Origin of the sequence: Streptomyces sp. NPDC101152 (assembly GCF_044768275.1) — a bacterium.
Lineage (GTDB): Bacteria > Actinomycetota > Actinomycetes > Streptomycetales > Streptomycetaceae > Streptomyces.
Genome location: NZ_JBIWPO010000032.1, coordinates 29,414 through 53,695, shown reverse-complemented (window position 1 = coordinate 53,695; position 24,282 = coordinate 29,414). Strand labels below are relative to the sequence as shown.

The following is a 24,282-nucleotide window of genomic DNA, read 5'->3' as shown; positions in this document are numbered from 1 at the left end:
CAGGTGGTCAGTTCAGGCTCCACTGCTGGTTGGATCCGCCGTTGCAGGTCCAGAGTTCGGCCAGGGCGCCGTTGGCCGTGGAGGCGCCGGTGACATCGAGGCACAGCCCGGACTGGGTACCGGTGACGGTGCCGTCGGCGTTCAGCTGCCACTGCTGGTTGGCGCCGCCGTTGCAGGGCCAGGCGACCACCTTGGTGCCGGCGGAGGTCTGGTTGTTGTACGCGTCCAGGCACATCTGGCTGCTGCCGCTGTAGACGGTCAACTGGCCCGAGGACGTGCGTGTCCAGGCCTGGTTGGCGCCCCCGCTGCAGTCCCAGATCTGCAGTTGCGTACCGGCCGTGGTGGACGAGTTCGGCACGTCCAGGCACTTGCCGGCACCTATCGCGTGCAGCGCGCCGGTGCTCGTCCCGCCCCCGGAGGAATTGCTGTAACCGGCCGCGGTGATGTTGGCCTGGACGGCGTTCTCGGTGGCGTCCGACGGGTAGCCGGAGGTCATCACCCCTTCGTAGAAGGTGCCTTGGGCGCCCTTGCTGTTGTCGCCGCCGGTGCCCAGGATGATGGCTCCCTGCTTGCGCATCGGGTTGTAGCCCGAGACGTTGGGGCGGGGACCGTCGTAGAAGGTGGACAGCCCGCCGGACTGCGCGTTACCGCCGCGGATCGCCCAGTGGTTCGCCCCGCCCTTGATGATGGCGGTCGTGTACCGGTAGTTGATGGTCGGGTCGTTCGCGTTGTAGTGCTGGTTGACCCCCGAGAACAGCCCGTTCTCCAGGTCGGCCATGATCCAGGGGCCGTTGCCCGAGCCGTAGCCCCAGACCCTGATGTTGCCGAAGTAGATGGCCTCCATGGTGCCGTTGCCGTCGTCGTTGCTGTTCGTCTCGGCGTTGCCGTAGTCGAAGCAGCAACCGCCGTTGTAGTGCGTGCCGTCGAATATGGCGTACATGCCCTCCGGATTGTCCCCGGTGGCGATGCCGTTGGTGTGGTTGTTCCGGTAGCCCGTGCCGGGCGCCACGAAGACGCCGTAGGCCTTGTGGCCACCCACCGTGGTGGGCGCGGCGGTCGCGTTCGCGAGGTTGTCGGGACCGCCCGCGGCCCCTCCGGCGGGCGCCTGGGTGAGGTCGTTGCCGCGGCCCGACTGGTCGTAGATGACCGTGATCAGGCAGGTCGTCCCCGAGCAGAACGAGTCCTGGGCGGCGGCGTCGGCGTATCCGCCCGCGCTCAGGACGCCGATGTTGCGGGTCGTGTTGTCCGAGGCGCGCCGCACCTGGTAGAGCGGCCCGTTGTACGAGGCGTACAGTGCTCGCGTGGTGCTGTGCGCCGCCACGCAGGGTGTGTTGCCCGCCGCGTAGATGTCGCACGGACCGGACGTGGCGGCCCGGGCGGTGCCGGCCGTGGCCGTGGCACCGGCCAGAGCTCCGGCGACGAGCGCGGCCGCGGCCCCCGCCCGGGCGACCGTCGCCCAACGAGAGCGCACCGAGCGCGTCGGCGTGCGCACGTCCGGCCTGTCCCGGTGGCGTACCGCAGCGAGTAACCGCTGGACGCCGCCGCGCCCGGACAGCAGGCGGCGTCTCGTACGTGTGGTTCCCATCTGATCTCCCTACCGTGCCGGCGCAACCCGGGCGGGTTGTGGTGATGGCGCTGACAAATGCGGAGGCGCTGGAAGGTGCCGTTGAGCAGTGGGATTGCAGAGTGGTTCGGCGGGAGACGGTGCTCCCGGTGTCTCGTGCCCGTCAAGGGTGCGGAATCGTCTGCCGCGAACCGTGTCGCGGAATCGATTCGACAACCGATTCCTGTGGTGCGCAAGCTCTCTGCGTGCTCGAAAAGTTGCGGTGTTGCGGCATGCGAACGCCGGTGCGAGCGCCCGTGCCGCGCACGCCGCGGGCCACGCGGTGCGCCCTACGGCCGGAAAGGAGCGTTGATCCCGCGTTCGCTCCGCAGGACGCCCTGGCTCCCAACACCGCCGGTCGTGGGCTCCCGTCGAAGCGCTTGCGTCGAATCGGTTCGCTCTCGCCGGGAGGAGATCGCCCGGCGTGCGGGCGTGTCATGCAGCACCGTGTCGTGGTCGACGCCGCGGCGCGCAGGGACCTCGATGTGCTGCTGTCCCCGTCCGGCGGGGCCTGCTCCGGCACTGTGTGCGGCACCTCGGCAGATCCTGTTGGCGCCCCCGGTCTCGCTGCGTTCGAGCACGGCCGCGGCACCCAGCGGCCGACGGCCCCGAGTCAACGGCTCGGTGCGCTGAACCGAGCGTTGGCTTCGGCGTCCGTCCGATGGGATGAGCCCGGCGGTTCACTCCTGGCTCGCAGCGATAGGCGCTGCCTCATCGGCCTTCCGGTTCCCGCCCGTTGGGAACCCGGGCCCGATGCACGCGGCCGGACTCGCCGGCCGCGGCAGGCCCGCTTCGCCGACCGCGTCACTCGGTCCGCAGGGCCGTCGCCGTCGCTGCCCGGGCCGCCCAGCCCGCCGGGAGAAGGGCTCCCGTCACCGCGATGACCAGGCCGCCGAGGGCGAGCAGGGTGAGCGTCGGCGAGCGGTAGACGGCGATGACCGAGGCGGGCAGGGTCATCCCGACGGCGTGGCCCATGAGCGGCGTGACGAAGTGGTGCAGGGCCATGCCGAGCGGCACGCCGAGGATCCCGGCGAGCAGGCCGACCCCGGCGACCGAGGTGATCACCATCGTGAGGACCTGGCGGGGGGTCATCCCCACGGCCTTCATCACACCGATGTCGTGGACGCGGTCACGGGTGTCGAGGACGACCGTGTTGAGGACGCCCAGGCCCGCGACCACGACGAGCATCACCGTGAGGATGGTGATCAGGCCGTCCATGGCCACGATCACCCCGGACGTGCTCGTGCCACCGGTCCCGGCGACGGCACCGGTCGGCTGCAGCGCCGAGTTCAGCGAGGCCAGGTAGGACGACAGGTCACCGCCCGGAGCGGGCTGCACGTAGAACTGGGTCGGCCTGGCGTCGAGCCCCAGGTCCGTGAGGGTGGCGGCCGAGGTGAGGACCTCTGGCGGCGAGGCCACCGTGTACACGTTCCTGTCGTGCGTGATCGCCGCCTACAGCGCGGCGGTCCACAGTCCGTACCGGGCGCGCACGCTCGTCGCCCTGCCGACCGCTGCTCTCCTGCCGGCGGTGTTCCACAGGCAGAACCTGCCGACCTTCACCCCTCCATGCCGGGGAGCGCCCCACCGGCGGCTTCCAGGTCCGCGCCGTCATCCCCGTCGAGGAGCCCGCGTGACAGCGGCCCCCCGTGTGGTGATCGCCGACGACCAGGCGCTCGTCCGCACCGGCTTCGGCATGATCCTCACGGCCGACGGGATCGACGTGGTGGCCGAGGCCCGCGACGGGGACGAGGCGGTCGACACGGTCGGCCGCACCCGACCCGACCTGGTCCTGATGGACATCCGGATGCCGGGCACCGACGGCCTGGAGGCCACCCGGCGCATCCTCTCCGGTGAGCTGCCGGACCCACCCCGCGTGATCATGCTGACCACGTTCGACCTGGACCGTTACGTGTACGCCGCTCTGACCGCCGGAGCCAGCGGCTTCCTGCTGAAGGACGTCACCCCCGAGCACCTCGTCGCCGCCGTACGGCTCGCCCGCGCCGGGGACGCGCTGCTCGCCCCGGCGATCACCCGGCGCCTCGTCGAACGCTTCGTCTCCCGTGAGAGCCCGGCCCCCGCGCTGCACCGCGACCTGTCGGTGCTCACCCCGCGCGAGCTCGAAGTCCTCCGGGCCCTCGGCACCGGCCTCAGCAATGCCGAACTCGCCACCCGCTTCGGCCTGAGCGAAGCGACCGTGAAGACCCACGTGGCCCGCATCCTCGCCAAACTCCGCCTCCGCGACCGCGCCCAGGCCGTCGTCGGTCCTACGAGACAGGGCTGATCGTGCCGGGGACGGGCTGAGCGGCTCCGCACGGACGGTTGCCCAGGCGGCCGGTCCGGCCCCCGGCGTCACGTGGCAGGCAGCCCCCAGCGGGGTGCGTCGGCGTTGGGCGGTACGGGGGTCACGGTCAGGTCGGGGTGCTCACCCCGGGCGGTGACGACGGCGGAATCGCCCCTGTGCAGCTCGACCTCGATCGCGCCGTCGCCGGCGTTCGTGTACCGCAAAGCACGGCCGTGTGCGTCGCGTACGTCGATCGGTCCGGGTATCCCGTGCCGTACGACGCAGGGGGCGCCCGCCTCGCTGACCAGCCGGACCCAGCGGGTGGTGCCGGCCTGGCGGCGCGCGCTCAGCAGGAAGGCACCCTGGGTGCGGAAGCCGTGCACGACCAGGTCCGCCCAGGCGGCGGGCAGCGCGGGGAACACCCGGATGACACCGCCCCAGGACTGGCAGACCATGTCGTGCAGGGACTGCGCCGCCGACAGGGGCGTCTCGATCACCGGGCCCGACTCCTGGTACATGGTGTTGGGCTTGATGAACCGGGTCATGAGTTCACCGAGATAGCGCAGCGCGTCGTCGCCCTTGCCCAGCAGCGCCGACATCGACGCCGCGCCGGTGAAGGTGTAGCCCTGCAGAGCGCCCTCGAAGCCCACCCAGTGGGCCAGCGACTTCTCGATCAGGGCCCGTTCGTCGGGGGTGCGGCCGGTCACCTCGTAGAGGGGGTAGACCGCGAGCAGGTGCGAGTAGTGGCGATGCGACTTCGCGAAGGGGACGTCCGCGCCGATCATGAAGCCGTTGGCGTCCGTGGGATACGGCACCCGCTTCGCCAGGACCTCGCGCCAGCGCGGCACCAACGGATCGTCGACACCGAGGAGTTCGGCCGATTCGACCAGGGTGCGGCAGCCCCAGGTCAGCAGCATCAGGTCGTAGTTGCAGTCCCGTGAGTCCTCGCCGTACTCCGGGGAGAACGTGGCGGGCAGGTGAAGCCTGCCGTCCGGACCGGGCTCGAGGAAGTGCAGGTAGTAGTTGACTGCCCTGCGGAGGAGGGGGAACAGGACGTCCCGCAGGATCGACCGGTCCATCGTGTGGCGGTAGCTGAGCCAGACGTTATGCAACGCCCAGGTGAGGTCGCCGACTTCGGGGGTCGGCGGGTCCTGGCCGGGGATACCGACGCCGTAGCCCGTGAGCGTGCCGGCGGCACCGTTGACCAGCTGGGGGTCGGTGGTGCGGGGGATGCCGAACGAGTCCGTCCGGTACGGCTGCGCGACCTCGGCGGCCAGGTTGTCCCGGAACTCGCTCAACGCCCTGGTGAGGGCGTCGAGTTCGAGGTGGTTGGAGCCGTGGATGAGCCAGTACTCGAGCTGCGCGTTGAGGTTCCACCAGGTGTTCGGCCATGGGGTGGGTTCCAGCCAGGGGCCGCTGGTGGCCATGACGGGGGCGTCACGGCGGGCGGCGGAGGCGGCCTTGTAGAGCTGGATCCAGTAGAAGCGCTGCATGCGGGCGTCGGGCAGCGACAGGAAGCTCTTGCGGTAGTAGGCGTGCCACCAGGCGCGGTGGGTGAGGGCGAGCGCGGAGTAGGGCAGCCAGGAGGTGGCGCGGATCGTGGCCAGGGCCCTGCCCAGGGCCGTCGTCCGCGGATAGGAGGGCGCGACGTGGACGTAAAGGGTCCGTGTCCGGCCGGCGGAGCGTTCCCGCCAAGCGGTGACGTGCTGACCGCCCGACAACAGCGGCTGGACGGCGGCGCTGACCCCGTCGTGGTCGGCGACCTGGGCGGGCGGGTTGCCCTGGTAGCCGTCCGGCAGTGGTTTGAAGGCGGCCCGGGGGCTGATCGCGTCGGCCGGGTGGAACACCCACCGAAAGCCGCGCTCGCCCTCGCTCGGTGTCACCTCCACCGCCAGCACCGACCGGTCGTTGTGGACCAGGGCCCGCAGCGACAAGGTGCCCTTCTGCGTGGTCAGCGTTCCGGTCAACTCGGCGTCGTGCAGCGACAGTCGCCAGTCGACGCCGGTGATCGCGCCCACCGGCTCGAGGGTGAAGTACCCGATCGGCAGCCGGGCCAGACCGAAGAGGGAGCCGAACTCGGGGCGGTGGTCCTGCACTTCGGAATGCTGGACGTTGAAGCGTACGGCGGTCGTGGCGGCGCCCGGTTCGGCGTAGATGCCGGAGCCGAGGAATCCGTTGCCGAGAAAGGGGCCCTCGTACCAGGTCGCGGGCATGCGCTGCCACACCATGTCGGCGTCGTCGAGGACGGCCTGCCAGGGGTCGGAGGGCGGCCTGCCGGCCGATGCCTGCTGCGCCTCGTCGGCCGCTGCCGGGGTGGTGACGAGACTCGACGTCAGCAGGGCGCCGCCGAGAGCGGAACCGGTGGTGAGGACGGCGCGTCTGGAAGGGTCGGGCACGGATGGGTCAGGCACATTGCCTCCAGACGACGCAGGTGATTCATCGGATCTATCCCGCGAGGCAACTTAGACAGGCTTCAGGAGAGCGTCAATACATGGAGAGAGACCCGATGTATCGAGGGAGGCGCGCTCGACATCCCGAACTGGGAATTCCGTACGAACCACTTGTTATGACGGTGGTCATAACCCATGCTGTCCGGTATGGAGACGAACACGGCGCGTGCCCTGTGGGAGCGGCTCGAACCGGTCCATGACCTGCTCTATTTCGCCCCGGAGGCCCGCAGCGCCACGGACGAGCTCGGCATGCGCGGGTTCTGGATGAGCTACTTCGCCCTGCGGTCCGCTCCCCTCGGCGCGGTACCCGCCTCCGTAGTGACCGCCTGCTTCTACGTCTTCCATCCCGACCGGGTGGGACGGGCCCTGCCGGACGCCTGGCGGTACGCCGGCCCGCAGGACGTCCTGGTGGCGCGGCAGCGTGCCATGGAATCGGCGATGAGGCGCCTCTTCGGCCCCGAGGTCATCACCCCGGCGGACCTGGCCGAGGCCGCGGACCTGGCCTGGCGAGCCGCCTCCGCGGCCGACACCGCCGGACGGCCCCTGGCTGCCGCCAACCAGGCCCTCGACCGGCCGCGCCTGCCGCACGCGCGGCTCTGGCAGGCCCTGACCACGCTGCGCGAGCACCGGGGTGACGGGCATGTCGCCACCTTGGTCGGCCATCGGCTCTCCCCCGTGGCGGCCATGGTCGTCAAGGCGGCGGCCGGGGAATCCGACGCGGCACTGCTGCGTACGGGCCGCAAGTGGGAGGCGGTGGACTGGGAAGCCGCTGAGGCCGACCTGCGCGGGCGCGGCTGGCTCGACGAGAAGGGCGCGCTGACCGCCGCGGGCACTGCCGCGCACGACGCCGTCGAGGCCCAGACCGACGCCCTCGCCGAACGCCCATGGACGGCCCTGGGCCAGGAGGGCACCACCCGCCTGGCCCAGCTGCTCGAACCGTTGACCGCCGCGGTGCGCCAGGCCGAGCTGCTGCCGTCCGGAAATCCGGTGGGGCTCACGGACACCACTGTGTGATCCCCGGGCCACGCCGGCGCCGAGGACCCTGGGTTCAGCTCTCCGTGCGGGCGGGCAGCCGCCATCCCGGGCGCGGGAAGTGGCAGGTGTAGCCGTCGGGGTATCGCTCCAGGTAGTCCTGGTGCTCCGGCTCGGCCTCCCAGAACGGGCCGACCGGCTCGACCTCGGTGACGACCTTGCCGGGCCACAGGCCGGAGGCGTCCACGTCCGCGATCGTGTCCTCGGCGATCCGCTTCTGCTCGTCGTCCACGTAGTAGATCGCCGAGCGGTAGCTGAGACCGATGTCGTTGCCCTGCCGGTTCCTGGTGCTCGGGTCGTGGATCTGGAAGAAGAACTCCAGCAGCGCGCGGTAGTCGGTCACCTCGGGGTCGAAGAGGATCTCGATGGCCTCCGCGTGGGTGCCGTGGTTACGGTACGTCGCGTTCGGCACGTCACCCCCGGTGTAGCCCACCCGGGTCGCCGTAACGCCCGGGAGCCGGCGGATCAGGTCCTGCATGCCCCAGAAGCATCCGCCCGCCAGCACGGCCCGCTGCGTCTGTGCCGCCATGTCGGCTCCTCCCATGTCTGTCGCCTCGGTCACCCGCGCTGATCGCGTGCCGTGTCGTCGGCGTGTGGTCCTTGTGCCTACCACAGCGCTCAGGGCTCCCTAACAATTCCGCCTTGCGGCGTCACCGCGCAGACATCACCCTTCCTCAGAGGGGGTACCCCCTCTAGCGGAGGCTGATGATGTTCGAGGCAGGCGACATCCGTGAATGGCGGGGACACGACGTGGTCGACCCCCGCGGCCACAAGATCGGCAGCTTGGAAGCGGTCTACGTCGACACCGCGACCGACGAGCCCTTCTTCGCGACGGTCACCGTGGGTCTGCCCACCCGCCGCCGTCTCGTGTTCGTGCCCCTCACGGGGGCGACCGTCGGACCCGGATACCTCAAGGTCGTCCATCCCAAGGACCTGGTGAGGAAAGCCCCCACGATCGAGACCGACGGCGAACTGCCGGCCACCGACGAGCCGGAGGTCTTCGCGCACTACGACCTCGAGTACACGACCGGGGCCGGTGGAGAACGCCGCCTCGGCCGCCGCTGACCCCACACCGCCGGGAGCGCCGATGAGTCTCTTCCTGCTCCTCATCCTCATAGCCCTCGTGCTGGGCATCATCGGATTCGCTGCGCACGGGCTGTTCTACCTCCTGATCATCGGCGTCGTCGTGCTGCTCGCCGACCTCGCCTATGGGGCCGTGCGCTTCCGCAACGGAGGCCGCAGGCGCCGCATCGCCCGCTGACCTCTTTCCGTGTGCCGGTGGAGCCGACGTCCGCTGTGCGCGATCGGGTCAACAGCGCAACCAACCAAGGGGACTTGTCAGTCGTCACCTTTGATGACCCGTACCTCTTGACGACCCGCACCGCGCATCGCCTCGGCCAACCCCCCACCACCATGAAAGAGGCCGTATGCTCCGCATCCACTTCACGGCGCCGGACTTACAGAACATCCGGATCGCCCGTCGGCCCGATCCCCTGTGGGAACTCGTCTGCGCGGCCTGTCGCTTGGAGACCGGTCAAGGCCCGCTCGAGTTCGGCGCGTGGCGCAGGGACGTCCGCGAACGGGCGGCCCGGGACCTGGAGGCCCGTCGCGCCCTGCTCATGGTGCGGACGCTCGTCCCGCCCTTCGGCTACATCCCGGACTTCCTCACTCCGTCCGTCAGCGAAGGCGGCCTGCCCGCGCGCCTGGAGCAGGTACGGGCCACTCCGCGCCGCCGCCTCCAGCACGAGCTGGGTGTACTGGCGGGCGCCCGCCCGCTGCCACCGTGGACCACGGCTCTCGGCAGGCCCGGGGACCGGAGCATGGCAGCCCTGGTGAAGGCGCTGGAGGTCACCTTCCGGGCCCTGCTCGAACCGCGTTGGCGGCAGGTCCGCAGAGCCGTCGACGACGAGGTGGACCTGCGCTCCCGCGTTCTGCTCGACGGCGGTGTCCGCGCGCTGCTGGCGAGTCTGCGTCCGCTCGTGCAGTGGAATCCGCCCGTCCTCGAGGTGGACTTCCCCGTCCCCCAGGACCTGCACCTGCAGGGCCGGGGGCTGCTCCTCATCCCGTCCTACTTCTGCTGGGGCCGACCCACCGCCCTGGCCGACCCCGCACTGGGCCCCGTCCTCGTCTACCCGGTCACTACGCGGCCGTTCGACCAGGCCGCTGTGAACGGTGACGGCCTGGAGCGTCTGCTGGGCCGCACCAGGACCTTCGTGCTGACCGAGGTGGCCCGCGGCCGCACCCCGACCACCTCCGAGGTCGCGGAGGCCGTCGGTATCGCCCTGCCCAGCGCCAGCTACCAGCTCGCCGTCCTGCGGGACGGAGGCCTGGTGGCCAGCCGCCGGGAGGGCCAGTTCGTCCGCCACTCGGTGACACCGATGGGCCACAGACTCCTGGACACGGCCCCGGGCGGACGACTGGGGACGGGGTCGACTGCAACGCCCTGACGAACTGCTCGCTCGGGCGCCGAGAGGCTGGCGTGCGGGTATGGCCGATCATCCGCAGCGCCCGCTGCTCTTCCTGGATGTCGATGGAACGCTCCTGCCCTTTACGGGAGCGCGGCTCCCCTCGGCCCCTGTGGCAAACCGTCCTGGCGAACATCGATCCACGCATGGCCCGCGGCTGCCGGCCCTGCCCTGTGTGCTCATGTGGGCGACCGAGTACGAGGTGGGCGCGCTGAACTGGAAGAGGCGGGCCCTGGTCCGCGCTGCGGCGGGACGTCCGTTCGTCTGGGTCGACGATCAGATCACCGACCCGGGTCCACCAACCCCGGTCTCAGGAGCAGGAGTTGCATCCCCGGTTTACGGCGAGGGGTCTCTCTGCCCGGCTCAGCCTGTGTGGCCCTCTTCCACCCACGTCCCGCCGCGCATGATGACCCTGCCGCGTAGTTCCGGCTCGCCGCGCCAAGCGTGCACGCTCTTCGGCACCACGCGCACATAGACATGGGGACCCGCCTCCGCGCGCGGGTCCCAGCCGAACTTGGCGGTGAACGCGGCCGCTGCGTCAGCGGGCACTTCCCGGTCCGGGAAGCACTCTGCCTCACCCTGGAGAAGCACCACGTCGACGGTGTCCGGCAGCGCCAGGCGTATCCGTGGCTCCTCGCGGATGTTCCGCACGGTCGCCGAAGTGGCGGAGGTGCACATCCACACCGCTCGCCCGTCCCACAAGAACCACAGGGGCACCTGATGAGGTCCGTGAGCGGGATGTGCCGTAGCCACCCAGATGTCCCGCTCGGCATGGAGCCGTTCCAGAGTGTCGCGCCTCCGCTCCGCCGCCTTGCGGTGAACGATCCCCGAGGTCTGCACGGGGACGACCCTAGCCATCAGGTTCAGAGCGGGCATGGGGCGGGAGACCTACTCCCTGCGACCGATGAACCACTCAGCGACTCAGCAGTTGCGGATCGAGTAGACCGGCGTCCAGTTCACGGCGTAGACGGCGTTGTCGGCCGGGATCGTCTGGAGGACGCCTCCGCCAAAGCCGTAGAGACGGGCCGTCGCGCCCTCGGTCTGGCTGTTCTGGGCTTCTGCCCAGTCGATCCAGTTCGAGAGGGTGTACCGGGTGCAGGAGTAGAAGAAGAAGATCTTGAACTGGCCGGCCGTCGGATCCCACACCGAGGCGCAGAAGTAGCCGCTCTGGCAGTACACGCCTCCGCCGGCACCCGCGTAGGCCGTGCGCACGGCCGGCGAGACGGTGGGCGCGACGGCCAGGAGCGACGCGGGGTGAGCCCCCTCCGGCGCCGCGGGCATGGTCATGACCTGACCGCCCGAGCTGCCGTGAGGAACCGGAGCCGCCTGGGCCGTTCCGGCGGCGAGGACCGAAGCCAGCACCGTCGTCACGGTCGCGGCCAGCCCGAGAAGTGAGCGCGTGATACGCACGGTTCGACACTCTCCCGTTCGGCATGACGCTGATCGCGCATGCACGTGTCGTGGTTCTCGCGGTCCGGCAGCCATACCCCCGGCACGCTCGGTCATCGCTTGACCGGACCACGGTGGCCGTCCGTACGGAGGGTGTCAACGAGGGCAGTGCGCCGTGAGCAAGCCCTCGTGATGGCCTGGCCGCGTCATAACAGGCCTTCTAGCTGGGCGAGTTGGCCGGGAACAGGAGCGGGGCGGCCAGGTGCGCGGGCGGCGGCCCTTCGAGCACGTTCGAAAGGCTTCTGACGTGCGGGCCCGGTCGGCGATGGTCGCCCTCAGGGCACAACCGTGCCGCTGTACGACATCCCGCTGCCGTTCCGACGGAGGTCTCATCCATGCGCGCCAAGCGCTCCCTGCCCGGCACCATCGGCGTACTGGCCTGCCTGCTGACGGCCCTCTTCGCCACCGCACCGGCCCAGGCGGCCACCGCCCCTGTCCCCCGCGCCGCCGACCACGTCCAGGTCGCGGCCGCCCTCTCCCCCACGATCTCTCCGGCCGCCGACTACATCTACCGGGCGGACGACGAGACGTTCACCTGCTCACCGGGCAACCTGTGCCTCGAGGTGTGGGACCCGACCGTGTCGAAGTGGAAGGTCTACTTCCTCTACACCTGCGCCCGTTACTCACTGTCCCACTGGAACGGCGACGGCTACTACCTCAACAAGCAGACCGGGTCCGTGACGTCGTACCTCTACGACGCCAACGGCAACGTCCTGCGGGCCTTCTCCCCGCCCCAGGTGGGGACGCAGGACTGGGGCCCCGTCTGGTCCGTCCGCAACTGCTGACCCGCCCCACCTGACCAGGGAGTCGTTCGTGCCGAACATGTCCCATCCCAGATCGCGCCTCGGGTTATCCTTCGTCACCGCCTGGCTGGTGCTGGCGGCCGCCCTGTTCGCCGCGGTGCCCGCCCGCGCCGAGGCCGCCTCGCCCGCGCGGGCTGCGTCGGTGAGCGTGCCGGCGGGCGTCACCGCCGGAGTCGCCGTCTACGACCGTCAGACCGGCTCGTTCACCGAGCAGTACAACGCCCACCTGCAGTTCCGTTCCGCTTCGGTGGTCAAGATCCTGATCGCTCTCGACCGCTTGTGGGACCACGGTCCCGACTACACCCTGCCGTCGGACGACCGCGCCCGCCTCGACTCCATGCTGCGCTCCAGTGACGACTCCGTGGCGGACGACTACTGGACCGAGGACGGCGGCTCGGCGATCATCGACCGGATGGTGTCCCGCCTCGGTCTGACGGACACCGCGGACCCGCCGCCGGACTACCCCGGCTACTGGGGCTACACGGCGCTGTCGGCGGCCGACACCGTACGTGTCTACCGCTGGATCCTGGACAGCTCTCCCAGCGCCTTGCGGGACATCGTCATGGGCGACCTGCGCGCCTCCACGCGCTGCGGTGTCGACGGCTTCGACCAGCGCTTCGGCATCCCGGCCTCGTTCCAGCAGCCGTGGGCGGTCAAGCAGGGCTGGTCCGGCTTCGGCGCGACCAGTGACTGCGCCGACACGACGGCCTCCGCCGCCCGCGGCGAACGGGTCGCGACCGCGCCGGCCGCGGGGGTCGACCTCGCCCGGCCCGCCCTGCACACGACGGGCACCGTGGGGGCGGGCGACCGGTCGATCGTCGCCGTCTTCACCCTCCACCCGCAGGGCACGTCGTTCGGCGCCGCCTACAGCGCCCTCGACACCGTGGTGCGGTCCCTGAACGTCCCCGGTGCCGTGCCGCGCCCGGGTGCCTGGTACGGCACCTGGGGATCCCACGTCCAGGTCCGCGCCGGCACGAGCACCAGCTCGCAGGTGCTGACCAGGCTGCCCGCCGGGGTCGAGGCCCTGATCGGCTGTCAGAAGCAGGGCGAGCAGGTCACCATCGGGCAGTACACGAACGACTGGTGGGCCTATCTGCCCCTGTACGGCGGCTACGTCACCAACATCTACCTCAGCTATCCGGGCAACAAGCTGCCCGACGTACCCACCTGCTGAGGGCACCGCACGACACCGAGCCGCACCGGACCCCGTTCACCCTTCCCGCAGGGTCCGGTGCGGTGAGGAGCCGTACGCCTCGCGGTACAGCGTGGCGAAGCGGCCGGCGTGGTGGAAACCCCACCGGGCGGCGATCTCCGTGACGGTGGCTCCCTGCGTGGGGTCGGCGTTCATCAGGTCCTGGTGGGCGTGGGACAGGCGGACCTGGCGCAGATGGGCGAGCGGGGTGGTGTCGAGGTGCCGGCGGAAGGCGTACTGGAGGGCTCGGACGGTGACATGCGCGGCGGCGGCGATGTCGGCGACGGTGACGGGCTCGGCCGCGTGGTCGTCGAGGTAGTCCAGGGCGCGGCGCAGGGCCGCGGGGTGGGCGTCGCGCCGGTCGGCCGCGGTGGGGTCGGCGAGGGCGGTGTTGGGGAACGTCGACAGCACCGTTGCGGCGAGGTGCTGCGCGGCGGTGGAGACGATCAGCGGGTGCTCACCGACGGCGGGGTCGGCCAGGACGTTGTCGCGCAGGTAGCCGATCGTGTGGCGTAGCCGCTCCGCCGCGGCCGGGGAGTGCGGTCTGTGCCCGGTCAGGCGGACCGGCGAGCCGTCGGTCCGGTCGTCGGTGGCGGCGACCTGGGTGAGCACGGCCGGATCCAGCATGGTGATGTTGTAGCGGGCGCTGCAGATCCGGCCCGCGTACGGCAACTCGGGCGGCGCGAACGACACCACGTCGCCCGGGCCGAAGGCGTCCTCGACTCCCTGGTACCGGTGGTCCTGGATCGTGCCCTCGTGCACGAGACCGAGGCAGATCCGCCCGAGCGGCGTGACCGCGTAACTCATGTCGAAGTCGAAGTCCAGCTCGTCGACGCTGACCGGTCCGAGAACGCCTCGGCTCATCCGCGCCCTGCTGCTGTCCGGGCTGCCGTTGCCGATGGTCATCCTGGCGTAGGCGCGGCTGAGGAACTCCTCGGTCCGGCCCAGGTCGTCGCTGTCGAACGTGAACGTCTGCACGCAGGCCTCCTTCCTCGCTCCCGCGAACGGCCCCGACGCGGGCTCGACCAGGCAGTTTTCGTTTCCTGGCTACTGCCCCGGACATTCTTCGTTACGCGGCTGGCCTCCCGTGATCGGCGCAACACAGGGTGGACGCGGAGCGGCACGGTACCGGCGTCCGTCGGAGGTGCCGCACCGTGCGGGAACGGAAAGGGCAGTCGTACATGGCACCAGCGGACGATCCGGACGACAAGATCGCCGCCCTTGAGGAGGAGATCGACCAGTTGCGTCACGCATTGGTCTCGCATGCCGCCGTCGACCAGGCGATCGGAGTGCTGATGGGCTCGGCCGGTCTGCGGTCGCAGGAGGGGTGGGAGGTGCTGGAGACCGTCTCCCAGCACACCAACATCAAGCTGCGGGAGATCGCCCAGCACGTCCTGCGGTGGGCCGAGGACGGAGAGCTTCCGCACGCGATCCGCTCGGCTCTGCACAAGGCGGTGGTCACCACCCGGCGCCGCCGGCCGCGCACCGACTCCCGGCTCGGGCAGGACGCGAGCGCCCGGCGCGGCTGTCGGCAGGCGGCACCCGGTTCGCGAGCGAGCGGCGCCTCACGCCCCGGTGACCCCGCGCAGGCCTGCGACTGCGGTCGTCCTCTGTAGCCGGCCACGGCCGTGCGGGTGCAGGCGGCTTTTCGGCGAGTTCCCCTTTCAGGACCAGCCGCACCCGGGCTGGACCGGGCCCATGGATCCGCCGCCCGATCACGACGAGGAGTCCCATCGCGGCTCCGGCCGCCTGGCGGGCCGCAAGGCCGTGGCCGTCCGCTGCGACATTCCGAGGAGGGCACCTGCCGGGCGATCTGCTGCTGCCGAGCCTTCTGCGCCGCACACCGCTCACCGAGGACCGGCTCGCCCTCGAAGCCCATCTGCAGCCCGGCGGTTCACCGTTGGAGCGTGCGCTCGGTGCGGTACGTCGTCCCGTACTGCGGCGCGGGCAGAGGCACCGGCAGGTGCACACGGCGGGCTGCGGTGGGCCGACGTCCGGTGGGCCCGATGTACTTCCACAGCGGGGCCACCCGAGGCCGCGCTCAGGGCGAGTCCGGCAGGTCACACCCGTTGCCACAGGGCGGGGGTGACGTCGGGGGCCCAGACGTTCTGGGCCTGGTGGGTCTGCAGACACCGGTAGCGGATCTGACCGTGCGTCACGGTCGTCCCCACCTCGTACACGCGTCCCGCGCTCCAGGCGTCGGTCGTCCCGCTGTTCTGGCCGGCCGCGGACGTCTGGCCGGTGGTCTTCAGCGTGAGGCCGAAGTCGCTGAGGGTCGGGTTGACGGGCTGGAAGAAGGTGGTCCCGCCGCTGGTGCAGTCGCCGGAGCCGCCCGAGGTGGTGCCCTGTGCCTGGACGCCCGCGACGTACGGGCCTCCCGAGTCGCCGGGTTCGGCGCACACGTCCGTGCGCGTCAGGCCGTCGACGGTGCCCTCGGCGTAGCTCACGGTGGTGTCCCGCTGCTGGATGGTGCCGCAGTGCCAGCCACTGGTGGACCCGGAGCGGCACACGGACGCGCCGACCAGCGCTTCGGCCGAGCCGGCGACCTGGACCTCCTGCCCGTTGGCCGCCTTGACGTCGGGGGTGGCGGTCCAGTTGGCGTTGACGCCCACCCAGGCCATGTCCTTGCCGGGGAAGGTGGAGGCCTGGAAGGTGCCCTGGTCGGTCTTGTCGGATCCGGCGGTCCTGGACCCCGGCTTGCCGCAGTGGCCGGCCGTGACGAAGCCCTGCTGGGCCGCCTTGGTGACGGAGAACCCGATGGAGCACCGTGCGGTGGCGTCGATGTAGTAGGCGTCGCCGCCGAGGAGGTCCGCCAGGAGGTGCGGCCGGTGGGCCGACAGGCGGATGCGGACGCGGTCCGTCGAAACGCCGGCCGCCTTGACGAACGCCGTCGCCACCGCCCGGCTGGTGGCCTCGACCACCACCCGGTTCGTGCGGACGTCCGTGTACCACACGGGCGTGCCGGCGGTGCTCACGCGGGTGGCTGCGGCGTCCAGCTTCCGCTTGGCCGACCGCAGGTCGCCCAGGGTCCAGCGGACGACCGCCGCTCTGGCGCCCTGGGCCTTGATGCGGGGCAGGTCGGCGCGGTTGGTGGTGGCGACGGTCAATTCGGCCGCGGTGGCGCCCTGGACCCAGGCGCCGGCGTACCGGGTGCCCAGGGCGTTGTGCAGCAGGCCCGCCCGGGTGTCGGCCTCGGCCTCGTTGACCAGGCGCGTGCTCGCCTGAGCCGGCGTCAGTCGCAGATCCCGCTCCAGCGCGCGCAGCACTTCCGGGGACGGCTTGTCCGCGCCGAGGGTCTGGGCGGCCGTGGGGGCGGGGGCGTGGTCCGACGACGTTTCGGCGGATGCGGCCGGGTGCAGCGCGGCCAGGACGAGTGCGCCGAGGGCGATCAGGGCGGCGTTGCGTCCGACCGCGCGGTGTCTGTCTGCCATGCGGCATGTCTCCTTCGAAGGCGGGTGGGCGGTACGTCGATCACCAGGCCTTGCCGCCGACGGCGTGGGGGATGTCCGGGGCCGCCCTTTTGCGTACTTCGGGGGACTTCCGGGGTGGCATGTGCAGTAGCGCGCGGCCGGGTCGGACGGCGACGCAAAATCTGTGGGAGTACCCCGCCTCGGACTTCCCATGCCACTTCGGCCGGGAATTTTCCGGTGCGCTCGGCAGACCGGTCCGGGCTTTGTTCATCGCCCCGCAACTGCGTTAATCTTCACCGGATTTTCTCATCGGGACCGCTGCGTAACCTGCGGAAATGCGGACGGTGGGACGGGGCCGTGCACGGTCCCGGCGCGGTTCCGGGCCCTCGAGGTGAGGGCTCTGGGGAACGGGACGAGGGGTGCGCATGACGAGCAGGACCGCCGAGGTCGTCGACCGGGCCCCGGGTGAACAGGAACTGCGGCAACTGCTGGCCGGGCTGACCGCCGTACGCGACGGTGACTTCGGCACGAGGCTGCCGGCGGACGGCGAGGGTCTGCTGGGCGACATCGCCACGGTCTTCAACGGCATGGTGGACCAGCTGTCGGTCTTCACCTCCGAAGTGACGCGCGTGGCGCGCGAGGTGGGCACCGAGGGCACGCTGGGCGGTCAGGCGGAGGTGCCGGGGGTCTCGGGCACCTGGGCCGATCTGACCGACTCGGTCAACGCCATGGCGGGCAACCTGACCACGCAGGTGCGCGACATCGCCCAGGTGGCGACGGCGGTGGCCAAGGGGGATCTGTCGCAGAAGATCGACGTGCCCGCGCGCGGCGAGATCCTGCAGCTGAAGGAGACCGTCAACACGATGGTCGACCAGCTGTCGTCGTTCGCCGCCGAGGTCACCCGCGTCGCCCGCGAGGTCGGCAGCGAGGGCCGGCTCGGCGGGCAGGCTCAGGTGCCCGGGGTCGGCGGCGTCTGGCGCGACCTCACGGATTCGGTCAATTTCATGGCCGGTAACCTCACCTCCCAGGTCCGCAACATCGCCCAGGTGACGACGGCGGTGGCTCAGGGCGACCTCTCACAGAAGATCACCGTGGACGCCCGCGGCGAGATCCTCGAACTGAAGAACACCATCAACACGATGGTCGACCAGCTCTCCGCCTTCGCCGACGAGGTCACCCGCGTCGCCCGCGAGGTCGGCACCGAAGGCAGGCTCGGCGGGCAGGCGGACGTCAAGGGCGTCAAGGGCACCTGGCGCGATCTGACGGACTCGGTGAACTTCATGGGGGGCAACCTCACCGGGCAGGTCCGCTCCATCGCCCAGGTCGCCACCGCGGTGGCCCAGGGCGACCTCTCCCAGAAGATCACCGTGGACGCCCGCGGCGAGATCCTCGAACTCAAGGACACCATCAACACGATGGTCGACCAGCTCTCCGCCTTCGCCGACGAGGTCACCCGCGTCGCCCGCGAGGTCGGCACCGAGGGGAACCTCGGCGGCCAGGCGATCGTGCGAGGCGTGTCGGGGACCTGGAAGGACCTCACGGACAACGTCAACGTGATGGCGTCCAACCTGACCGGGCAGGTCCGCTCCATCGCGCAGGTCGCCACGGCCGTGGCGCGCGGCGACCTCTCGCAGAAGATCACCGTGGAGGCCAAGGGCGAGGTCGCCGCGCTGGCGGACGTCATCAACACGATGGTCGACACGCTGTCGGCGTTCGCCGACGAGGTCACCCGGGTCGCCCGTGAGGTGGGCACCGAGGGACGCCTGGGCGGTCAGGCGCACGTGCCGAACGTGGCCGGCACCTGGAAGGACCTGACGGACAACGTCAACTCCATGGCCAACAACCTCACCGGCCAGGTCCGCAACATCGCCCTGGTGACGACCGCCGTGGCCAACGGCGACCTGTCTAAGAAGATCGACGTCGACGCCCGTGGCGAGATCCTGGAGCTCAAGACCACCATCAACACGATGGTCGACCAGCTGTCGTCGTTCGCCGCCGAGGTCACCCGCGTCGCCCGCGAGGTCGGCAGCGAGGGCCGGCTCGGCGGGCAGGCGGAGGTGGAGGGCGTCGAGGGCACCTGGAAGCGGCTGACGGAGAACGTCAACGAGCTGGCCGGCAACCTCACCCGGCAGGTCCGGGCGATCGCCGAGGTCGCCAGCGCCGTGGCCGAGGGAGACCTCACGCGCTCGATCACGGTGGAGGCCTCCGGCGAGGTCGCCGAGCTGAAGGACAACATCAACTCGATGGTGGAGTCCCTGCGCCAGACGACCCAGGCCAACCAGGAGCAGGACTGGCTCAAGACCAACCTCGCCCGCATCTCCGGCCTGATGCAGGGTCACCGCGACCTGCCCGTCGTCGCCGAGCTGATCATGGACGAGCTCGCGCCGCTGGTCAGCGCCCAGTACGGCGCCTTCTACCTGGTGGAGGACAGCGCGCGCGGCCCCGAACTGCGGCTGGTGGGCTCCTACGGGTACCCCGACGACAGCGAGCGGCCCGAACGCATCCCCGTCGGGCGTTCGCTGGTGGGGCAGGCAGCGCGCAACCAGCGGCCCATCAGCGTGGAGGAGCTGCCGGCGGGCTACGTGACCATCTCCTCCGGCCTCGGACAAGCGGTGCCCAGCGCGCTGGTGGTGCTGCCCATCGTCGTCGAGGAGCAGGTCCTCGGCGTCATCGAGCTGGCCTCCCTCACCCGGTTCACCCAGATCCACCAGGACTTCCTGAGCCAGCTGATGCCCACCATCGGCGTCAACCTCAACACCATCGTCGCCAACGCCCGCACCGACGAACTGCTGGACGAGTCCCAGCGGCTGACCGCCGAACTCCAGGCGCGTTCGGAGGAGTTGCAGGTGCAGCAGGACGAACTGCAGCGCTCCAACGCGGAGCTGGAGGAGAAGGCCTCCCTGCTCGCCACACAGAACCGCGACATCGAGGCGAAGAACCTGCAGATCGAGCAGGCGCGGCAGGAGCTGGAGACCCGTGCCCAGGAGCTGGCGCTGGCCTCCAAGTACAAGTCGGAGTTCCTGGCGAACATGAGCCACGAGCTGCGCACCCCGCTCAACAGCCTGCTGATCCTGGCCCAGTTGCTGGCGCAGAACCCCTCGCGCAACCTCACGCCGAAGCAGGTCGAGTACGCGGGCATCATCCACTCGGCCGGGTCGGACCTGCTGCAGCTGATCAACGACATCCTGGACCTGTCGAAGGTCGAGGCGGGCAAGATGGACGTCGCCCCCGAGCGGGTCCCGCTGCGCCAGCTGCTGGAGTACGTCGAGGCGACGTTCCGGCCGATGACCACGCAGAAGAGCCTGGAGTTCACCGTCGCCACCGCCCCCGGCACGCCCGCCGACCTGCTCACCGACGACTCCCGGCTGCGGCAGATCCTGCGCAACCTGCTGTCGAACGCGGTGAAGTTCACCGAGCAGGGCGGTGTCGAGCTGCGCATCGAGCCGGCCGCGGACCGGGAGGTACCCGCCGGTGTGCACCGCGGGGGCCCGGTGGTGGCCTTCCGGGTGAAGGACACCGGCATCGGCATCCCCCAGCAGCAACTGGAGACGATCTTCGGGGCGTTCCAGCAGGCGGACGGCACCACCAGCCGCAAGTACGGCGGCACGGGCCTCGGCCTGTCGATCACCCGGGAGATCGCCCACCTGCTCGGCGGCGCCGTCACGGTCGACAGCACGCCCGGCCAGGGCAGCACCTTCACGCTGTACCTGCCCGTCGCCCGCGCCGACTTCGAGGACCTGCTGGATTCCGGCAGGCCGGTGGAGCAGCCGGACACCACGGCCGCCGACCAGCTCGTCCCACCCGGCTCGTCCACGCCGGCGGTCCAGCGGTCGGGGCAGCGTCGGCGGCGCCTACTGGTGATCGAGGAGCGCCCGCGGGGGCTGCTCACCCTCGTCGCCGAGCGGGCGGTCGGGGACCTCACGACCGATCCCGACGACCCGCACGGGGCCATCGACATCATCACGGCCGTCGGGGCGCAGGAGGCGGCGAGCACGCTGGCGGCCGAGCCCTGCCACTGCGTGGTCCTGGAACTCGGCATGCCCGACGACGAGGGCGCACGTCTGCTGGAGGCCATGCAGGGCGACTCGGCGCTGGCCAGTGTGCCGGTGCTGGTGCACACCGGCCACCGGGTGGATCCGGGGTACGAGCAGCGGCTGCGGGCCGGGGCGGCGGGCCGCCCGCTGGACTTCCTCTCCAGCCTGGACGAGCTGCGCGAACGCATCACCCTGCACCTGTCCGCCGAGGAGCCGGGCGACGTGCTGTCCCTGGTGCGCGCGGAGGAACCGCACCATACGGCCGCGCACGTGGTGGACGACGCCCACGAGGGCCGTACGATCCTCGTCGTCGACGACGACGCGCGCAATCTCTACGCCCTCAGCGGCGTCCTGGAGCTGCACGGCTTCCGGGTCCTGCACGCCGACAACGGCCGCAAGGGCATCGAGATGCTGCTCGCCCACCCGGAGGTGGCCCTGGTCCTGATGGACGTGATGATGCCGGAGATGGACGGCTACGCCGCGACCGCGGAGATCCGGTCGATGCCCCGGTACGCGGAGCTGCCGATCATCGCCGTGACCGCGAAAGCGATGCCGGGCGACCAGGAGAAGAGCCTCGCGTCGGGCGCCAACGACTACATCACCAAGCCCGTCGACGCCAACGACCTCATCGGCCGGGTCCGGCGCCGGCTCTTCGAGTGACGGCCGGGTCCACCGCCGAGCACGCCCGACCGGCGCGTGCGGTCCCTGGATGTCCGAGCCGAGGAACTGGTCAACCGTGAGCAAATTCCAGCAGCCGCCCGAACCGGACGGACAGTCCGCCGGTTTCCCGACGGCGGGCGTCGAACGGATCGTCCCGGACCGGCCCGCCGGGGTGCCCGGCGCCCGCAAGGGCGACGAGCCGGCCGGCGGGGAGAACGGCCCCACCTCCCCCGTCGGCAGACTCGCGGCGACCGTGCAGCGGCTGCGCCACGAGGTGCGGGCGGCGCACGCCGAGGCGGACGGGCGTGCCCTGATCGAACTGGCCAAGGGCATCCTGGTCGAGCGGCTGGGATGCGGGCCGGCCCAGGCGGCACGACAGCTCGCCGAGCTGACCGAGCAGGCGGGCGTGACGCCGCTGGAGTTCGCCGTCGAGGTCATCAACCAGGCCTCACGGGACCGGGTCTCCGAGGTCACCTCCGCCTTCCTCGCGGCCACCACGGGCCACGGCGACCGGGGCGGCTCCTCCGCCGTCCGGCTGCGCGCCGCCGAGAGCGGAGCGCTGGCCGCCCCGGACACCCAGGCCGTCGCCGACTCCCTCCTCGAACACGCCCTCACCCCACTCGGCGCGGTGGCCGTGGCCATTTGGGCGCTGGATCCCGACGGCTCGCTCACCCTGGCGGGCAGCGCCGGCTTCTCCGCCGCGGAGGCCGGGCGGTGGCGGTACGTGCCGCCCGGGGTCGCGACGGTGGCGCGGCGCGGGCTCGGCGAGCGCGCCGGGCACTGGATCGGCTGCCTGTCCGAGACCGGCCTGCCCTCCCTGGGCCGGCACCAGTACCCGGACGGCGGCCGGGTCGCCGTACCGGCCGGGGCCGGCGGGCGCATCCACGGGGTGCTGGAGATCGTCTGGCCCGCTCCGCTGGAACCCCAGCCCCCGCAGATCGTCCGTCAGGTCGAGGCCCTCGCCGAGCTGTGCGCGCACACCCTGGAGACCTCCTCCTTCCCGCGCGCCGACGACGGCTTCGGGCCCCGCGTCCTGCCGGACGTCGCAGAGCTGATGGAGCTGTCCGACGGGCTGCACGACCCGGCTCTGGTGCTCGTACCGCACCTGGACGCCGACGGCGACCTCGTCGACTTCCGCATCCACCATGTCAACAGCCACTTCCTGGACCCCGCCGGCCGGCCCCGGGGCGTGGTCAGCGGCGCCCTGCTGCTGGAGGCCTACCCGTTGGCGGCCGGCGGGAGCGAACTGTTCGAGCAGGTCGAGCGGGTCTATGCCACCGGTGAGCCCTTCCGCGCACGCAGGATGCGGCTGACGGCGCTGGTGGACGACGTGCCGTTGGCGGCGGTCGCCGACATCAGCATCACCCGGCACGGGCGCGGTGTCCTGCTCATCTGGCGCATCGAGGACGAGACGGCACGCCTGGCGAGCCTCCTGCAGCACGCCCAGCGTCTTGGCCGGATCGGCGGCTTCGAGGAGAACCTCCTCACCGGCGAGATCACCTGGAACGGCCAGCTCTACGACCTCTACGGCAAACCCGACTCGAGCACTCCGGTACCGCTGGAGGACCTGTCCGCCCACGCCCATCCCGACGACGCCGTCGCGATCGGCCGGTTCCTGCGCACGCTGCTGCACCACCGGCGTCCGGCGACCACCGCCTTCCGGCTGCAGCGGCCCGACGGCGTCACCCGGCACATCCGCGTGGTGGCCGAGCCGGTCCTCGACTCCGACGGCCGTCTGTCCGTCGTGCGGGGCGCCTACCAGGACATCTCCGCCCAGCACTGGACGGAGGTCGCCCTGGCCGCCACCCGGGACCAGCTCGCCCACACCGAGCAGCAGGCCAGCGAACGCGACCGGCTCACCCTGCAGCTGCAGCACGCCATCATGCCCCCAGCACAGGCCCCGCTGGAGGCGCCGGGCCTGCGGGTGGCCGTGCGCTACCGCCCCGCCGAGACGCAGAACCTGGTCGGCGGCGACTGGTACGACGCGGTCGTCCTGCCCTCGCGGCTGGTGCTGCTGTGCGTGGGCGACGTCGCCGGGCACGGCATAGAGGCGGCCACCAGCATGGTCGTGCTGCGCAACGCACTGCGCGGGCTCGCGGTGACGGGCGCCGGCCCGGGGCAGCTGCTGTCCTGGCTGAACATGGTCGCCCACCATCTCAACGGCGCCGTGACCGCCACCGCGGTCTGCGGCCTGTACGACCCCGAGCGGCGCACCCTGCGCTGGGCCCGGGCGGGTCATCTGCCCCCCGTCCTGGTACGGGACGGAGAGGCGGCACCGCTGCCCCTGGTCCAGGGACTGCTGCTCGGCGCCGTGCCCGAGGCGACGTACGAGGAGCGCGAGATCCAGATGGCCGTGGACGACACCTTGCTCATGTACACGGACGGACTCATCGAGCGCCGCGACCGATCGGTGGAGGAGTCCCTGGCCCAGCTGCTGACGGCGGCGCGCACGGTCCCGCCCACGCTCGACCAGCAACTGGACCGGCTGCTGACCCACAGCAGGTCCGACACCGACGACGACACCTGTGTCGTCGGGGTCCGGGTGGCGTAGGCATTTCGGGAGGGTGCTGATCCCGGATACGGCAAAAAGATCCGAATTCCCGGCAGTGCGGAAGTCAAACAACAGGAATTCCGGTGCGTGACGAGCTTTTGTCGGGGCACCAGAAGCGGCGGAGGTGGTAATCATGGTTCCTTTGCTTCTGGTACTTCTGCTCGCCGTGATTCTTTTCGGCGCGGGTTTCGCGCTCAAGGCGTTGTGGTGGGTCGCCATCGCGGTTCTGGTGCTGTGGCTGCTGGGATTCGTGGCCCGGCCCGCGGGACAAGGTGGCCGCCGGGGCCGCTGGTATCGCTGGTAGAAAAAACGATGCGAGAACAGGTCCCGTGGGCATAAGGCCGACGGGACC

General features: G+C 71.0%; 18 protein-coding genes and 3 pseudogenes. 13 read left to right on the top strand and 8 right to left on the bottom strand.

All coding sequences use genetic code 11. From position 1 onward, the window contains the following. Nucleotides 1–7: 7 nt before the first annotated feature. The gene (locus ACIRVK_RS31700) at nt 8–1,585 is read right to left on the bottom strand and encodes an arabinofuranosidase catalytic domain-containing protein (RefSeq protein ID WP_404253135.1); all 1,578 of its coding nucleotides are present in this window, start codon (nt 1,583–1,585) and stop codon (nt 8–10) included. Nucleotides 1,586–2,407: 822 nt separating this feature from the next. Continuing rightward, nucleotides 2,408–3,022, bottom strand: a complete 615-nt coding sequence (locus tag ACIRVK_RS31695) for an ABC transporter permease (RefSeq protein WP_404253133.1) — start codon at nt 3,020–3,022, stop codon at nt 2,408–2,410. Nucleotides 3,023–3,233: 211 nt separating this feature from the next. Between ACIRVK_RS31695 and ACIRVK_RS31690 the strand changes: the two are divergent. Then, nucleotides 3,234–3,904 (top strand): annotated as a pseudogene (locus ACIRVK_RS31690) (response regulator). Between the two features lie 48 nt (nt 3,905–3,952). On the opposite strand, the gene ACIRVK_RS31685 reads toward ACIRVK_RS31690, so the two are convergent. Then, complete coding sequence (locus ACIRVK_RS31685; protein ID WP_404253195.1) at nt 3,953–6,112, bottom strand: glycosyl hydrolase family 95 catalytic domain-containing protein; 2,160 nt, start codon at nt 6,110–6,112, stop codon at nt 3,953–3,955. Nucleotides 6,113–6,481: 369 nt separating this feature from the next. On the opposite strand from ACIRVK_RS31685, the gene ACIRVK_RS31680 reads away from it, so the two are divergent. Next, nucleotides 6,482–7,348 (top strand): hypothetical protein, encoded by an 867-nt coding sequence (locus ACIRVK_RS31680; RefSeq protein WP_404253131.1) that lies wholly within the window; start codon nt 6,482–6,484, stop codon nt 7,346–7,348. Nucleotides 7,349–7,382: 34 nt separating this feature from the next. Here ACIRVK_RS31680 and msrA read toward each other — a convergent pair whose 3' ends face one another. Next, nucleotides 7,383–7,895 carry a peptide-methionine (S)-S-oxide reductase MsrA gene (gene msrA, locus ACIRVK_RS31675; protein ID WP_404253129.1) on the bottom strand — a complete coding sequence of 171 codons (513 nt, stop codon included), beginning with the start codon at nt 7,893–7,895 and terminating at the stop codon, nt 7,383–7,385. Between the two features lie 179 nt (nt 7,896–8,074). Between msrA and ACIRVK_RS31670 the strand changes: the two genes are divergently transcribed. The 4 genes and pseudogenes from ACIRVK_RS31670 to ACIRVK_RS31655 form a co-directional block, all read left to right on the top strand. Beyond that, nucleotides 8,075–8,431: a PRC-barrel domain-containing protein gene (locus ACIRVK_RS31670; protein ID WP_404253193.1), complete on the top strand. Its 357-nt coding sequence runs from the start codon at nt 8,075–8,077 to the stop codon at nt 8,429–8,431. Between the two features lie 22 nt (nt 8,432–8,453). Continuing rightward, nucleotides 8,454–8,627, top strand: coding sequence for a hypothetical protein (locus ACIRVK_RS31665; protein WP_404253127.1), 174 nt, complete (start codon nt 8,454–8,456; stop codon nt 8,625–8,627). 166 nt (nt 8,628–8,793) lie between these two features. Then, on the top strand, nt 8,794–9,813 hold the full coding sequence (locus tag ACIRVK_RS31660; RefSeq protein WP_404253125.1) for an ArsR/SmtB family transcription factor: 1,020 nt from the start codon (nt 8,794–8,796) through the stop codon (nt 9,811–9,813). 40 nt (nt 9,814–9,853) lie between these two features. Continuing rightward, a pseudogene (locus ACIRVK_RS31655) lies at nt 9,854–10,117 on the top strand (hypothetical protein); the annotation flags it as partial. Nucleotides 10,118–10,194: 77 nt separating this feature from the next. Here ACIRVK_RS31655 and ACIRVK_RS31650 read toward each other — a convergent pair. Both ACIRVK_RS31650 and ACIRVK_RS31645 read right to left on the bottom strand, forming a co-directional pair. Then, a complete protein-coding gene (locus ACIRVK_RS31650) occupies nt 10,195–10,671 on the bottom strand; it encodes a pyridoxamine 5'-phosphate oxidase family protein (protein WP_404253123.1) in 477 nt (158 codons plus the stop codon). A gap of 81 nt (nt 10,672–10,752) precedes the next feature. Then, nucleotides 10,753–11,241 carry a hypothetical protein gene (locus ACIRVK_RS31645; RefSeq protein WP_404253121.1) on the bottom strand — a complete coding sequence of 163 codons (489 nt, stop codon included), beginning with the start codon at nt 11,239–11,241 and terminating at the stop codon, nt 10,753–10,755. A 374-nt stretch (nt 11,242–11,615) separates the two neighbouring features. Between ACIRVK_RS31645 and ACIRVK_RS31640 the strand changes: the two genes are divergently transcribed. After that, the gene (locus ACIRVK_RS31640) at nt 11,616–12,065 is read left to right on the top strand and encodes a hypothetical protein (RefSeq protein ID WP_404253119.1); all 450 of its coding nucleotides are present in this window, start codon (nt 11,616–11,618) and stop codon (nt 12,063–12,065) included. A gap of 37 nt (nt 12,066–12,102) precedes the next feature. Beyond that, on the top strand, nt 12,103–13,257 hold the full coding sequence (locus ACIRVK_RS31635) for a hypothetical protein (protein WP_404253117.1): 1,155 nt from the start codon (nt 12,103–12,105) through the stop codon (nt 13,255–13,257). Nucleotides 13,258–13,293: 36 nt separating this feature from the next. Here ACIRVK_RS31635 and ACIRVK_RS31630 read toward each other — a convergent pair whose 3' ends face one another. Then, on the bottom strand, nt 13,294–14,253 hold the full coding sequence (locus ACIRVK_RS31630; protein WP_404253115.1) for a helix-turn-helix transcriptional regulator: 960 nt from the start codon (nt 14,251–14,253) through the stop codon (nt 13,294–13,296). A gap of 203 nt (nt 14,254–14,456) precedes the next feature. Here ACIRVK_RS31630 and ACIRVK_RS31625 point away from each other — a divergent pair, with 203 nt between their 5' ends. Continuing rightward, entirely contained in the window at nt 14,457–14,891 is a 435-nt protein-coding gene (locus ACIRVK_RS31625; protein ID WP_404253113.1) for an ANTAR domain-containing protein, read from the top strand. A 37-nt stretch (nt 14,892–14,928) separates the two neighbouring features. After that, nucleotides 14,929–15,045, top strand: a pseudogene (locus tag ACIRVK_RS31620) (NAD(P)-dependent dehydrogenase); the annotation flags it as partial. A gap of 290 nt (nt 15,046–15,335) precedes the next feature. Here the strand turns inward: ACIRVK_RS31620 and ACIRVK_RS31615 are convergent. Further along, on the bottom strand, nt 15,336–16,706 hold the full coding sequence (locus tag ACIRVK_RS31615) for an alpha-lytic protease prodomain-containing protein (protein ID WP_404253112.1): 1,371 nt from the start codon (nt 16,704–16,706) through the stop codon (nt 15,336–15,338). Between the two features lie 404 nt (nt 16,707–17,110). Here ACIRVK_RS31615 and ACIRVK_RS31610 point away from each other — a divergent pair, with 404 nt between their 5' ends. The 3 genes from ACIRVK_RS31610 (at nt 17,111) to ACIRVK_RS31600 (ending at nt 24,234) form a co-directional block, all read left to right on the top strand. Beyond that, nucleotides 17,111–21,379: a HAMP domain-containing protein gene (locus ACIRVK_RS31610; protein WP_404253110.1), complete on the top strand. Its 4,269-nt coding sequence runs from the start codon at nt 17,111–17,113 to the stop codon at nt 21,377–21,379. Between the two features lie 76 nt (nt 21,380–21,455). Further along, entirely contained in the window at nt 21,456–23,930 is a 2,475-nt protein-coding gene (locus ACIRVK_RS31605) for a SpoIIE family protein phosphatase (protein ID WP_404253108.1), read from the top strand. A 133-nt stretch (nt 23,931–24,063) separates the two neighbouring features. Beyond that, a complete protein-coding gene (locus ACIRVK_RS31600) occupies nt 24,064–24,234 on the top strand; it encodes a hydrophobic protein (RefSeq protein WP_404253106.1) in 171 nt (56 codons plus the stop codon). The last annotated feature ends 48 nt before the right edge of the window (nt 24,235–24,282 follow it).